We start from the raw sequence: 13874 nt of genomic DNA, 5'->3' as shown, positions 1-13874 counted from the left end.
GATATTCCTTTGGGGTGGTGTTCGTTAGCCCGGCTGTTTGTTGGTTATTCAAGAACGGGCAGGGAGATTGTCACATTCGCACCACCCGTAGAGCTGCTTCCTTTCGTCATGGTACCCACGTGCCGCTCCACAATGTCGCGGATGAACGAGAGGCCGAATCCTGTTCCCTGTTCCGGAGCCTCTTCCTCCAAATCGTTGAGGATATCCTCCGGGCAACAGATGCCGGAGGGGGCTGTCTGAACGTCTTCTTCGTCGTAGGGAAATCCGGGGCCGTCGTCCGAGACCTTGAGCGTGAGAGTGCGCAGCCCGTCTTCATCTTTCTTGCCGGGGTCCAGATATATGCGAACCTCTCCGCCGCGTGGGGAGAATTTTACGGCGTTGTGTATGAGGTTGGTGAGCACGTGGTACAGGCCGCGCTCCAGCCCGAAAAAAGGCGAAGGGTCGGGAGGTATGAAAAGTTTGATGTGTACGGAACGGGTAGCCGCCACGGTTTGCATATCCTCGCAGCATTTGCGGATAAGGGCGGTAATATCGAAATCCCTGAAGGCGTCGATGGCACCGTGCACGTCTTCACGCAGTCCCTCGTCCAGAACTTTGAGGTTGCGCTCGTAGCTCATTTTCAGGGCCTGCATGGCTACGTCCAGATGGCACAGAATGGATTGGCGCGCAGCGTTGTCCAGCAGGGACAGGGGGCCGTGCTCCAGTTCATTGACCAGAATTTCCAGGCTTTGGCTCGCGCTGTGGATGTAGTTTTTATTGTCGTGGGATATTATTTTGAGCTGTTTTTCGACCTGTCCACGAATGTCGAGATCGTTCTTCTGGATGCGCTGGTATATTTCCAGACGGTTGGCGGCGCGCAAAAGGGCGTCGTCCAATTCTTTATCCGTTGCGGGGAAAGGAAGAACGTCCGAGGCGAAACTACGCACTGCCTCGATGATTTGAGCGGTTCCTGGCGCATGATGGAAGAGGATAAAGTCCGTAAACCAGGCCAGCCGTTTGATGCGTTTTATGAGCATGAACCCGGAGATGTCCTCCAGGTTCAGGCCCACCACCACAATGGGGGGCCGTTTGTCCTTGAAGTACTCAACGGCTTCCTGTCCGGTGGAAACATGTTTGGACAGCATGCCGCACCTTCCGCAGGCCGCTTTGATCTGCTGCCGTGTGGCCTTGTCTCCCCCGGCTATCAAAACGTTCAGATGCTTATATGACTTGTCCATACCTTCCCCTTGGGCGGTGTGACTAAAAAGCGCTTTTCAAGCAATCGGAACTGAATTAGGATGAAAAACTACATAAGATCGTGAGTGCTTTATGCTGGTTTACCTTTCGGTCCGCAGGCCAGCCGGGTAACGTACCAAGCATAAGCTAGTCCTGCATATTTTCTTACCTGAAAGAGAGTTAAAAATATACCCGCCGGTTTTCCTATGAGCAATCAAGAACGAACCAATCAGGAGACAGGTCGTCGGCTTGTCGAATGGTTTACGCGCAATGGTCGGGACCTTCCGTGGAGAAGGGATTATGAGCCGTATCACGTCTGGATATCAGAAATAATGCTTCAGCAGACGCAGATGGAGCGGGGAGTCGCTTATTTTTCACGCTGGATAGATCGTTTTACAACGCCCTGCGACATTGCCCATGCCTCGGAAGAAGAGATTCTGAACCATTGGGAAGGGCTGGGGTATTACTCGCGGGCCATGAACATTCAAAAAACCGCCAGGATACTTTGCGAAAGGTATGATGGACGCATCCCCGACGATCCGGAAGTGCTCCGGTCCCTACCCGGGATAGGCCCGTATACGGCGGCAGCCATTGCCAGCATAGCCTACAACCGGCCCGTTCCAGTGGTCGATGCCAATGTGGAGCGTGTTCTGGCGCGTTTGTTCGATATCGACACACCTCCCAAACAGGTGGATACGGCCCGCCGTATCACGGAATTGGCTGCTTCCCTCATGCCGCAGGATCAGGCCCGGGACTTCAACCAGGCGGTGATGGAGCTTGGTGCGCTGGTCTGTTTGCCTAAAAAACCGCGCTGTTCGGCCTGTCCTGTTATGGACCGCTGCCGGGCATACGAGCTGGATATTGTTTTTGAACGTCCGGTCCCGCGTAAAGCGGCAGCCTACATTCCCATAGAGGTGGCTACGGGCGTGCTGATACATGATGGACGGATATTCATTCAAAAACGACCAGCCTCCGGAGTGTGGGCGAATCTCTGGGAATTTCCCGGTGGTTCCGTGGAGGAGGGAGAGACTGCGGCCCAGGCTTTGGAGCGGGAATACGTGGAGGAAACCGAGTTTCACCTTGCCGATATCATGCCCATCACCACCATCCGGCACGGGTACACAAAGTACAGGGTGAGCCTGCATTGCTTTTATTGTGGACTTAACGGAAGCAGTTCCACACCCGTCCTGCACGCTGCGCAGGAGTATCTTTGGGTTCGCCCGGAGCACCTCGGCGAGTATGCATTTCCGGCTGGTCATAGAAAGCTTATTGAACAAATACGTGAATCGCCGGAGTTTACTCGTCGCCTGAAACAAAAGTGACTCCCTGCGAGGGGGTTACGTAATTTGAAAAAATTTTAGTATGACAAGGTGTTGATCGACATTTCTGCCGACAAAAGGTAGAACATTCCCCACTAGGAGGGGACTTTCGGTTTCGGGGATGTGCCGAGAGGATTTTATTTTGATGTTGAATTTACAGACTTAGCATTATCCAAAGAAGCGTGGTCGGCGTATTCCGGCATAAGCAGGAGAGGTTTGATGGCTGTAAGTACAGAGCAGGCAGACAACCCCAGTGACGAATTGTATATCCCCACGTATTTTGCCAGGCAGCCCGTATTCTCCGAAGGTCCTACCGTATGGGGATATGAACTCCTCTACAGGGACAGGGGTGACGCCACGGCGGCAACGTTTACGGATTCCGATGCAGCCACTCTGCAGGTGGCTGCCAGTGCCTTTATACACCCGGAGATAGGGCGAACCCAGCCCAAAAAGCTTATCGTCAACTTTACTCCCAAGTCCATACTGGACCAGGTCCCCTATGCGTTGCCCGCAGAGGATACCGTGGTCAAGTTTTCACCGCCCGAGAAAAAATCCCCGGAATTTGAGACTGCTCTGCAGCGTTTGCGCGACGACGGGTACGTGCTGGCCCTGGATTGCTTTGAGGCAACGCCGTCACTGTACTCCCTGTATCGGCTGGCGGACGTTCTCATTGTGGATATTCTCGGCAAGTCTTCTTCACACATCCAGGCTCTTCTGCAGCGTGCGCCCAGAGACGCCCAGCTGCTTGCCAAGCGTGTACAGTCCATGGAAAGCTACCGGCTGGCAAAGGATTTGGGTTTTTTGCTTTTTCAAGGGTATTTTTTCAAACGTCCCGAAATGATGCCGGGCCGGAAAATCAATTCCAATCAGGCTTCGCGACTGAGCCTTTTTCGCCTTATAGAGCGCAGCGATCCAGATTTCGACGGGCTTGCCGACACCGTGCGTACCGACGTGTCCCTTAGCTACCGCTTGCTTACCTACCTGAACTCGGCGGCTTTTTCTTTTCCCGAGAAAATCCGTTCCATTAAGCAGGCTGTGGTCATTTTGGGATGGCGGAAGGTCCGCAACTGGCTGCGGCTGATAATCCTTACGGATCTTCTTCCGTCCAGCAAACCCTCTGAGCTTCCATACCTTTCTGCCGTACGAGGCAAATTTTTGGAACAGGTTGCGTTGAAGCATGACCAGGGCGGACAGTCCAGCAGTCTGTTTCTGCTCGGCCTGTTCTCGCTGCTCGATTCCATGCTCGACCTGCCCATGAAGGAAGTGCTTTCCTGCATTCCGTTGGAGGACGACCTGCGCGACGCCCTGGACGGCAAAAGCAACCACTATTCCCCTTGGCTGGAAATTTCCGTGAGCTTTGAAACCGGCAACTGGGACAATCTCGATATTCTGTTGCGCAAGCTCAAGCTCGATCCGCTTCTGGTTGCTCGCTGCTATTACGATTCCCTTCTGTGGGCAAATTCGTTTTTCGGAAACGTATAAGAAAATACCTGCCCGGTGCATGATGGCGGGCAGCACATCGCAAAAGACGGGCCCATTTACGGGGCAACGACAGGCCGGATGACGAACAGATGTTTGCATCCGTCTTTTCGTTTGGGCAGGTCTGGGAGAAGGATAAGGCGGAGGCGGGCTTGACCCCGCAGGGCTGAAACCGTATCCCACCCGGACAAGAACACGCAGAGGTGAAACGTATGACTGTTCCTGGGGATTTCAAGGTCCTGGCGCGCGACGGATTGGCCCGGCGCGGCGAACTGCAAACCGCGCACGGCGTGGTGCCTACTCCTATTTTTATGCCCGTCGGTACGGTGGGGTCTGTTAAATCGTTATGCCCGGCCGACCTGCACGATGCGGACGCCAAGATCATTTTGGGCAATACCTACCACCTGTACCTGCGTCCCGGCGACGAAATGCTTGCCCGCAGGGGCGGGCTGCATGAGTTTATGCGCTGGGACGGCCCCATCCTGACGGATTCGGGCGGGTTCCAGGTTTTCAGCCTTGCGGGGCTGCGTACCATCACGGAGGAAGGGGTGGAGTTCCGTTCGCATATCGACGGGTCCAAACATTTCTTTTCTCCGGAAAAGGTGATGTCCATCCAGAACAACATCGGTTCGGACATAATGATGGTATTGGATGAATGCGTGCCCTATGGGGCGGACAGGGAGTATACCGAGCGTTCCCTCAAGATGACCACCCGCTGGGCACGGCGCTGCCGTGAGGCCCATCCCAAGGGAAAAAACGGCCAGCTGTTGTTCGGCATCGTACAGGGCGGTTTTTACGAGGATCTGCGCAAGATGAGTGCGCAGGAGCTTATGGAAATAGATTTTGACGGTTTTGCCATCGGCGGTCTTTCCGTGGGGGAATCAAAGCCTGAAATGCTTTCCCTGATGCGTTATACCGCACCGCTTTTGCCGCAGGACAAGCCGCGCTATCTGATGGGGGTGGGAACGCCCATGGATATCCTCAACGGCATCAGAACGGGAATCGACATGTTCGACTGCGTTCTGCCCACGCGCAATGCGCGCAACGGGACGCTCTTTACTTCCCAGGGCAAGGTCAACATCAAGAGGGCGGAGTTCAAGGAAAACGACGAACCGCTTGATCCGAATTGCTCCTGCTATACCTGCAGGACTTTTTCCAAAGCCTATTTGCGCCATTTGTACATGGCCAAGGAGCTGCTTTCCTACCGGCTCAACTCCATACATAACGTGCATTACTTCCTTGAACTGGTCAAAGGCGCGCGTAAGGCTATCGAGGAAGGGCGCTTCGAAGAGTATCGTGCATCCGTGGAAGCAGTGTATCCCGGAGAAACACCAGTCTGATTTGCGGATTTTTTTGAAAATAGAAAAGCCCCTGCATTGTTGTGATGCGGGGGCTTTTTTTACGTGGTTGCTCTGATCGTGGCGGTACGGGAAAACTCAGGTTTGAAGCGTATTCTTTTGTACGCAAGGCTTTGGGGCTTGCGAAACAACACCGCAACCGTCCTGCACCTGTGATTATCTGTCTTCCCTTTTCTTCTCTTTTTCCCTTTTAACAAGCAGACTCAAATTTAAAACCAGGGTGCGTTACGTGGTGCGAGTGCCAGGCGTGAGGAAAACTCAGGTTCGAAGCGTATTCTTTTATACGCGAGGCTCTGAGTTTTTCGAAACAACGCCGCAACCGTCCTGCATCTGTGATTTTCTGTCTTTCCTTTTCTTCTTTTTTTCTTTTAACAAGCAGACTCAAATTTAAAACCAGGGTGCGTTACGTGGTGCGAGTGCCAGGCGTGAGGAAAACTCAGGTTCGAAGCGTATTCTTTTATACGCGAGGCTCTGAGTTTTTCGAAACAACGCCGCAATCGCACCACGTAACGCACCCTGGGGAGAAAAGAAAAGCTCCGGCGGAGGGGAACCGCCGGAGCACAAGGGGATGGAAGTCAATGAATGTTCAGTGTTCTTACAGGGTGTCTTCTCCGGTCCGGATGCGCTTGGTGCGGGCAATTTCCTGGACGAAGATCACGCCGTCGCCTTCCTTTCCGGTTCTGGAACTCTCGGCTATGGTCTCAATGATCATATCTTCGAGATCATCGGAAATTACCAGGTCGATGCGCAGTTTTTTCAGCAGGTTCACTTCCATGGCCACTCCGCGGTACGTTTCCGTGAATCCGCCCTGGCGGCCGCTGCCCAACACGTTGGTTACGGACAGGGAGTAGATGTTTTTTGCGTACAGGGCCTGCTTTACTGCGTTAAGCTTTTCCGGGCGTATGTATGCTATGATGAGTTTCATGCGTTCCTCCTTTTTACTGCTATTCCGTGCGGAAGATCTGGAACCCGGCGTACGATTCGCTGCCGTGTTCGGAGATGTCCAGGCCCTTGAGTTCTTCTTCCGGGCTTACGCGCAGGCCGCCACTGAAGGCACCCACCAGCTTGAAGGCGATCAGACCCATGCCGAATGCCCAGGCAAAGACGGTAACTACACCCAGAAGCTGTACACCCAGCATTCCAAATCCGCCACCGTAGAGCAGTCCGCCAGCACCGTCGTTGAGTCCGGGAACCGTGAACAGACCAACTGCCAGGGTACCCCAGGCGCCGCAGACGCCGTGCACGGAAACAGCGCCGACGGGATCGTCGATGCGCAGGACTTTGTCAATGAACTCTACGGACAGGACAACCAGGAGACCAGCGATAAGACCTATGATGATGGAACCAACGGGAGATACAGTGTAGCAACCGGCGGTGATACCGACCAGGCCAGCCAGGGCACCGTTCATGGTCATGGACATATCTGGCTTGCCGAAACGCATCCAGGATATAGCCATGGCTCCGAGCACACCGGCACAGGCGGCGAGCGAAGTGTTGACGGCGATCAGGCCGATGGTGTTGTCTGCAGTGGTGGTGGAGCCGGGGTTGAAACCGAACCAACCGAACCAGAGGATGAATACGCCCAGAGCGGCCAAAGGAATGTTGTGACCGGGGATGGCGTTGGCCTTTCCGTCGGGAGCGTACTTGCCGATACGGGGGCCGATGACCAGGGCTCCGGCAAGGGCAACCCAGCCGCCGACAGAGTGAACAACGGTGGAACCGGCGAAATCCATGAAGCCGAGGGCTTCCAACCAACCGCCGGAAGCGTCACCATTCAGGCTTCCCCAGGCCCAGTGGCCGGAAATGGGATAGATGAGGGCGGTCACGAGGATGCTGACAAAGATGTACGAGCTAAACTTCATGCGTTCGGCAATGCCGCCGGAAACGATGGTAGCGCTCGTGGCTGCGAAGACGCTCTGGAAAAACCAGAAAGTGAAGCCGAAGCCATCCAGATTTCCGTAGTCAAGAGTGAAGTCGGAGAGAAAGAAGTTACCGGCTCCGATGAAACCGCCCGCGATATCGGGGCCGAACATCAGGGCGAAGCCGAACATGAAGAATACGATCTGTCCGGCACCAAAATCGAGAAAGTTCTTCATAAGAATGTTGCCAGCGCTTTTGGCACGAGTGAAACCTGCCTCGACACAGGCGAAGCCAGCCTGCATGAACATGACCAGTACTGCGGCCACCAGGGTCCAAAGGATGTTGGCGTTGTCCTGGCTCAGGGATGCTATATCAGCAGCATGGCCTGAAACAGGGACGAGGAGGGCGGCCAAGGTAAGGCAACCCACGGGCAAAATTTTGAAAATTGAGTTGGAACTGCGCAACATATGAAAAACCTCCTTGGTTTGCGCGGCATTGGAAAGCGTCATCAGGAGGTCTTATTGCACAAGGCGTGCCGTTTTTTTAACTCATTGAAATTATAGTATAAAAATAAAAAGCACCATTTTGATAAAGACAAAAATGTAAATTGAGCAAGATGTGATGGGGTCGTAACTCTGTTTAGTTTACATTAATGTTTAATTAGACTCCGAGCAACCCTTGGTACATAACCAATGTCTGGCGAAGAAAATCTTTTCCACCAAATTGGCTCATAATTTCCTGTTCACGTTGCAGCAAATTGTTTCTGTAGGCGGCGTCCACCACCACTTGTGTAAGCGTGGAGGCCAGGGCGGACGGGTCTTTGGGGGGGACAATGCCGGAAGGCGGGACAATATCCGGCAACACGCCGACCCGGGTGGCAACCAGGGGACGATTGCAGGCCATTATCTCCATGGGGGCACGGGCTATGGTCTCGGAAAAGAGCGAGGCGGAAACTCCGATATCCAGTGCGCTGATGCATGCGGCCAAATCGTGGCGTGTGCCGCTGATGCTTGTAATTTTGCGCACTCCGTACTGACGGCACCACTGCCAGACCTCTTCCTCCGACGTATCTGTAGCAAAACCCACGAAAAGGATTTTAAGGTTGCGCAGCCCGTACTGGTGGTGGCATTGGGAAACAGCCTGAATGAAATCGTGCTGGCCCTTGACCATATCGAACCGTCCGACCATGCCGATGACAACATCGTCGTCAGAATAGCCGAATTCTGCACGAACGCGGCTCCGTCCTTCCGGGTCGAAGTGGTAGATGTTTTTGTCGACGCCTCCGAGGATGGTCCACAACTTTTCCGCGGGAAGTCCCATGGTATCCTGGAAGTGCCGCGCCATACGGGAGTTGGTGGCGACCACGGCATCGGCAGCCTGACCGTGCAGCCAACGGTTGAAAATGTTGTTCTTGGGGAGCCGTTGGTCGCCTCGGGTGCGAACCAGCCGGAAGCTGGGCAGCTGTTTGCGCAGCAACCCCCACAAAATAAAGGCCTCCCCCCTGTGGCAATTCACGATGTCCGGCTGGAAATCCTTCACCAGCCGCCGCAATTGGATGTACAGGTGGGCGACTTCCAGCGGATTGGTTGTATTGCAGTTCAGGGCGAGGTGGGAAACACCCATTTTCCGGGCATAATCCTCGGCCTCGGTGCCGGGCAGCACCAGGCAGAGCGACTCGTGTCCGGCCTGCTCGAAAAGTTGCCCCAAATACAGTCCGTACCAGGCAGTGGCGTTGAAAAACCGGACATTGACGACTTGTATTACTCGCATGGGCGGGACTATGGCGACTCCCCCTGAAAAAGGCAAGCCGCAGGCGAGAGTGCTGGGTTCCGCCAACCTGCCGATAATTTGTAGAATTACGATTCTACTCGTTGTGCAAGTGGGAAAACACTCCCGCCCCGTGCTTTTGTGGCGTGGGCGGTCGACATTCATCGGCCATCCCGCTCCAGTAGACGTTATTGTTATTTACTGGTGGGGCTATTCTTCGCCGCCCAGGGAAAACATGTGTTCAAGGTCGTGCCGGGAAAAGGCACGGAAGGCAATAAGGGTTTCGGACTGTTCAATGCCATCCACAGTCAGGCATCCTTCCGTAACCGTTGCGGCCAGGTCGTCGTTATCCTTGGCCCGTACCATGGCAACAATATCGTAACGGCCTCCAACGGAATACACTTCGCTCACGCCGTCGAGCTCCAAAAGGGCGTTGGCGACGTCGTTGACTTTGCGGGGCTGGACTTTGAGCAGAACAATGGCGGTGACCATGATGATCTCCTGTGTGTTTGATGAAATCGGGGAAGAATACGCAGAGATTATCCCACATGGAGGCGGTGCTGCAAGCAGCCATGCGGCAGGGAAAATGGCCGAAAATATAATGGTGCTCATGTGCCGAGAGGTCTAATTGGTACCTTACCTTAGTTAATCTTTTGACCCAAGGACTCGGAATTATGCCGATCAACCTGTTCACTACGGACTCCAAAGCCGAACAGGACACAAATATGTCTACGGAGCAGGAGGACCAGGGCGAAGAGCGCCTGGAACTTCTCAATTTTATAGCCGCCATGCACGTCTGGGCGTTGCGGGGCATTAAAAGGGATATCTTCCTTTACGCCGTGCTCTGCATCTTTTTCAGCGTTGTCTTGGGCGTTTTTATCTTTTCCAAGGGAGATTTCGAACTCTTTGGCAAGTTTTCTCTGGCCTCCACGGTTGTGGCTGGAGTCGTTTGTGCCGCCAGGCTGGACGCCCGCTATCGCAGGGCAAAGCAAACCCGTACGGAACTCCGCCAGACCACCGATGAAATGCGGTCCCTCGGAGCCAGAGTGCCTGATGCGGAAGACATGACCATCCTCAGATAGTCCCCTCTTTCTTAAATTCTCTTGTTGCCGCAGGACAGACGATTCTTGCAGCCGACACAAGATTTTTGTTTGGCTGCTTCCGTATATTCCAATTTTGTTGCTTTCGACAGTATTGCCTGCTTTGGGGCTTTCTTGTGAAATCCTCCCGCTCCGTAAGAAATCGGAGTAGCCTTTGGAGTGCGTGCGGAAGGCATTACAAAGACTGCCATGTGATTGCAGAATCCGAATCCGAACGCCTGGTAGGCACTGACAAATGGCTTGGCTGAAAAAACAAGGCCGACGCGTCGTCCTCTAAACGCGTCGGCCTTGTTTTTGTTGAAGCAACCAAACTATTGTATCTTTTCTGCGGGCTGGGGCGGGCCCCATGAGCTATTATTGTTCGTTCCCCGGCGACACATTCTGTTGGACGCGCAGAAAGGTGTCCACTATGCGGGCCATATCCTGTGGGGCCTGGAACATGATTCCGTGCCCGCCGCCCTTGATTCGGACAAGCCAGCTTCCCGGCACCATGGACGCGATATCCAGACTTTTGTTCTGTGCGGTGATTGTGTCGTTCTGACCGACGAACAGCAGCAAGGGCTGTTGCAGTCCGGGCAGACGGGATGCGGTTCCTTGCCATTTCGCAATGGCATTGAGCTGCCTTTCGGCCATGGCAGGAGTCACTGGGTGCGCTCCCGGCGGAATGGCACGCACGATATCCTGATGTGCCTTTATCCACTCCTTGGGAAAAAGATGGATCGGGCCTTCCTGCGCCGAGCCGAAGGTTGTCGGGTCGGAGATTATTCTGACAACCTCGTCGCTCGTATAATCCGTGGCATAAAGTACGACTTTGCGTACTTTTTCGGGATGGCGCAGTGCCATTTCCTGGGCGACCATCGAGCCCATGGACCAGCCCATGACGTCGGCTTGGTCCATGCCGAGATGGTCAAGCAGGGCAGCTGCATCCTGGGCTAGCTCCTGCAGGCTGAACGGCTTCGAGGAACCAGTGGGGGAAGCCGTGGGGGAGGCTGTGGAATAGCCCGTGCCCCTGTTGTCGAACAGTATGACCTGCCGCCCGTTGGCAAGCTGCTGGACCAGCATCGGGTCCCATGAATCCATGGTGACTGCATACCCCATAACAAGCAGCAGAGGGCAGGCATCTGTTTTTTCTCCAACGAGTCGATAGCCAATGTCCTGATTTTTCAGGTGGACAATGTGTACGGTTTCCGGCGTTGGGGCGTAGTGGATGGTGCGGGCACTGCAGGCGGAAAGGGCAAGAAGAGCGAGAAGGGCACAGAGCATAGGAAAGGCCCGGTGCCTTCGGAAAGTCGCATGATTGCGCAGTATGAACATTGCTCGCTCCTTGCGGTTGATAGCGGTATGGTGTTGAAATCGCCTATTAACCGTTTTTACCAACGTAGAGAAGCATTCTGTCTGGGCAAATGCAGAGAAAACAAGTGTTGTTCGGCGGGAGACGTACCTCCCGCGAATTAATGCGCTCCGCTGACGATGAGCGGTTTGAACCTGAAGTTGGCGACGCGTTCCTCGTTATGGCAACGCATGCAATCCTGGCTTGTGAGCTTGCGGCTTATAAGTTCCGGGTCGCCGTCCGATTCCACATGCTGCTGTCCCGGACCATGGCATGTTTCGCAACCCACTTCCGCCAGGTTCGGGGTCTCCTTGATGTTGACGAACCCGCCTGGTTTGCCGTGGCCCGTGGTGTGGCAGTCGTAGCATCCTTCCAGTTCCTGGGGAGTCAGGTCGGATTGCATGATGGCCACGCTGTCCCATGACTTTGACTTTTTGGAGTGGGTGGAAAAATTATGGTACTCGTCAGGGTGGCACTCTGCGCAACGTTTGGAGCCTACATAGAGATTGGCAGCGGTATCCTGTGCGGTAGCTTGAAGAATTCCCCCAAAAATCAGGGTAATCGCAAGTAAAAGAACACGCATTGGCGCAAAACTCCTGTGTGAGCACTGCAGAAAGGGTATATAAGCCCGGCCCCCCGCCAAGTGGTTTGGCCGTCTTTTGACTATATGTGAAAGGTGATCATATATGCGTATATGTTTTTGTTTGCAAGTTACCTGTTTGCTTTTCGGTAAGGGGGCGGCGTAGGGGAGGAGCTCTCCCGGAACGGGAAGGCTGCCTGCATTATGAGGTGATGACCGTCTTGGTGTTCAGCCCGTATTTGCGCATTCTGTTCAGCACTGTCATACGCGATACGCCCAACACGCGCGCGGCCTGGCTTTTATTGCCCGAGGTCTGCTTCAGCGCACGAAGCAGTGCTTCTTTTTCGTCGGCCATATTTGTTGTGGAGGCGTGTTCTTCTGGTGCTTCCTGCGGGGCCGGGATGTTCTGGGCAGGTGGGCAAACACTGTCTCCATTGGCTATGCCGGGAGGCAGGTGGGCCGGTTCGATCAGCTCGCCGTCGGTAACGACTGCGGCGTATTCCATGGCGCTGACCAGTTCGCGTACATTGCCCGGCCAGGCGTATTGCATGCACAGCCGCATGGCCTGCGGGGAAAGCCCGCGAATAATGCTTCCTGCACTCCGTTTGCGGCGCAGAACGTGTTCGGCAAGCAGGGGGATATCCTCCCGCCGTTCGCGCAAGGGCGGCATGGTGATGGGGATGACGTTGATGCGGAAGAACAGGTCTTCCCGGAAGTCGTTGGACTGCACCAAACGGGGCAGGTCGCGGTTGGTTGCCGTGATGATGCGTACGTCCACTTTGATGGGGCGGTGGTCGCCCACCCGTTCGAACCGCTTGGTTTCCAGAACGCGCAACAACTTTACCTGAATTTCAGACGGCGCATCGCCAATTTCGTCCAGAAACAGGTCGCCGCCATGGGCTGCTTCGAATCTGCCTATCTGGTGGCGGTACGCTCCGGTAAAGGCTCCTTTTACATGGCCGAAAAGCTCGCTTTCCAAGAGGGAGACCGTGAGTGCCGCGCAGTTGCATTGGATGAACGGCCCCTCCGAACGCTTGCCGAGTTCGTGAATGGCATGGGCAGCCAGTTCTTTGCCTGTGCCGGATTCGCCGTACAGTATGACCGGAGCGTCGCTTTGCGCGGCCCTTTCCAAAAGCGAATAGACCCGCTGCATGGCCTCGCTGCGGCCTACAAGACCGTAAAAGCTGTCTTCCGTGCCGAGCAGGCGTTTCAGCTCCTGGATGGTTTCGTCCTTTCGGCCCAATTCGGTGAGGTCCGTGACCGTTTCCACCGCGCCGATTACCTTGTCTCCGTCCCTGAGAATGGAGGCGTTTTTCAGCACGTGCACGTATGCGCCATCCTTGCGGCGCATGTGGCAGGGCTTCCGGTGGTCCGGTTCGCTATCAAACATGCGGCACCAATGGCCGCGCCCCAGGGAGCGGGCCTTGCGGCAGACGTCGCAGTCCAGCATTGTGCACGGTTTCCCCAGCAGATCGTCGCGCGAATAGCCGGTCAAGCGCAGCAGCGCGTCGTTGACCATGGCGATGGTGCCGTCCGTACGTACCAGAAAAAGCCCGTCGTTCATGGTTTCCACAATGTTGCCCATGAACTTGTTATATTCGTCTGTGCTCATGCTGTCCTTTCGTCTTCAACCACGAGTCCGTGGTAAATCCTTCCCGGAAAGAGTATTCCATATGTCGTTTTGGTAGGTGAATTCTAGGTTCTTAGCAGGTGTCTATGCAGTTGTATAGCCCGTTGCGACGTGTGAGAATTTGTTGATTTTATAAAATTTACAAAATCAGAGTGTTACAACTTGTCTTGTCGGGTAAGACGTCGGCATGGATTCTGCTTTGGGTATCTCAATGAAAGTGGACACCATCAATTTTT

Annotated in this window: 13 protein-coding genes; 5 read left to right on the top strand and 8 right to left on the bottom strand. The window is 54.5% G+C overall.

Annotated features, from left to right (window positions below):
- Positions 1–44: 44 nt before the first annotated feature.
- The gene (locus ACI0FJ_RS06275; RefSeq protein WP_424300529.1) at positions 45–1217 is read right to left on the bottom strand and encodes an ATP-binding protein; all 1173 of its coding nucleotides are present in this window, start codon (positions 1215–1217) and stop codon (positions 45–47) included.
- 204 nt (positions 1218–1421) lie between these two features.
- On the opposite strand from ACI0FJ_RS06275, the gene mutY reads away from it, so the two are divergent.
- From mutY to tgt, 3 genes are all read left to right on the top strand, one after another.
- Positions 1422–2537: an A/G-specific adenine glycosylase gene (gene mutY / locus ACI0FJ_RS06270; RefSeq protein ID WP_424300526.1), complete on the top strand. Its 1116-nt coding sequence runs from the start codon at positions 1422–1424 to the stop codon at positions 2535–2537.
- 216 nt (positions 2538–2753) lie between these two features.
- On the top strand, positions 2754–4016 hold the full coding sequence (locus ACI0FJ_RS06265; protein WP_424300523.1) for an EAL and HDOD domain-containing protein: 1263 nt from the start codon (positions 2754–2756) through the stop codon (positions 4014–4016).
- A 209-nt stretch (positions 4017–4225) separates the two neighbouring features.
- Positions 4226–5353: a tRNA guanosine(34) transglycosylase Tgt gene (gene tgt, locus ACI0FJ_RS06260; protein ID WP_424300520.1), complete on the top strand. Its 1128-nt coding sequence runs from the start codon at positions 4226–4228 to the stop codon at positions 5351–5353.
- A 613-nt stretch (positions 5354–5966) separates the two neighbouring features.
- Here tgt and ACI0FJ_RS06255 read toward each other — a convergent pair.
- From ACI0FJ_RS06255 to ACI0FJ_RS06240, 4 genes are all read right to left on the bottom strand, one after another.
- Positions 5967–6296, bottom strand: a complete 330-nt coding sequence (locus tag ACI0FJ_RS06255; RefSeq protein ID WP_424300517.1) for a P-II family nitrogen regulator — start codon at positions 6294–6296, stop codon at positions 5967–5969.
- 19 nt (positions 6297–6315) lie between these two features.
- Positions 6316–7698 carry an ammonium transporter gene (locus ACI0FJ_RS06250; RefSeq protein WP_424300514.1) on the bottom strand — a complete coding sequence of 461 codons (1383 nt, stop codon included), beginning with the start codon at positions 7696–7698 and terminating at the stop codon, positions 6316–6318.
- Between the two features lie 193 nt (positions 7699–7891).
- A complete protein-coding gene (locus ACI0FJ_RS06245; RefSeq protein ID WP_424300511.1) occupies positions 7892–9001 on the bottom strand; it encodes a glycosyltransferase family 4 protein in 1110 nt (369 codons plus the stop codon).
- 207 nt (positions 9002–9208) lie between these two features.
- The gene (locus ACI0FJ_RS06240; protein WP_424300508.1) at positions 9209–9490 is read right to left on the bottom strand and encodes an Lrp/AsnC family transcriptional regulator; all 282 of its coding nucleotides are present in this window, start codon (positions 9488–9490) and stop codon (positions 9209–9211) included.
- Between ACI0FJ_RS06240 and ACI0FJ_RS06235 the strand changes: the two genes are divergently transcribed.
- Entirely contained in the window at positions 9489–9626 is a 138-nt protein-coding gene (locus ACI0FJ_RS06235) for a hypothetical protein (protein ID WP_424300505.1), read from the top strand. The two genes, ACI0FJ_RS06240 and ACI0FJ_RS06235, sit on opposite strands and share 2 nt — an antisense overlap.
- Positions 9627–9672: 46 nt before the next feature.
- A complete protein-coding gene (locus tag ACI0FJ_RS06230) occupies positions 9673–10080 on the top strand; it encodes a hypothetical protein (RefSeq protein WP_424300503.1) in 408 nt (135 codons plus the stop codon).
- Positions 10081–10452: 372 nt separating this feature from the next.
- Here the strand turns inward: ACI0FJ_RS06230 and ACI0FJ_RS06225 are convergent, their stop codons facing one another.
- The 3 genes from ACI0FJ_RS06225 to ACI0FJ_RS06215 all read right to left on the bottom strand — a co-directional run bounded on the left by ACI0FJ_RS06225 (position 10453) and on the right by ACI0FJ_RS06215 (position 13620).
- Entirely contained in the window at positions 10453–11412 is a 960-nt protein-coding gene (locus ACI0FJ_RS06225) for an alpha/beta fold hydrolase (protein ID WP_424300500.1), read from the bottom strand.
- A gap of 137 nt (positions 11413–11549) precedes the next feature.
- Positions 11550–12011, bottom strand: coding sequence for a cytochrome c family protein (locus tag ACI0FJ_RS06220; RefSeq protein WP_424300497.1), 462 nt, complete (start codon positions 12009–12011; stop codon positions 11550–11552).
- Between the two features lie 199 nt (positions 12012–12210).
- Positions 12211–13620 carry a sigma-54 interaction domain-containing protein gene (locus ACI0FJ_RS06215; RefSeq protein ID WP_424300494.1) on the bottom strand — a complete coding sequence of 470 codons (1410 nt, stop codon included), beginning with the start codon at positions 13618–13620 and terminating at the stop codon, positions 12211–12213.
- Positions 13621–13874: the final 254 nt, after the last annotated feature.

Origin of the sequence: Desulfovibrio sp. 7SRBS1, from assembly GCF_049723905.1 — a bacterium.
Classification (GTDB): Bacteria; Desulfobacterota; Desulfovibrionia; order Desulfovibrionales; family Desulfovibrionaceae.
This window is presented reverse-complemented; position numbering and strand designations above follow the sequence as displayed.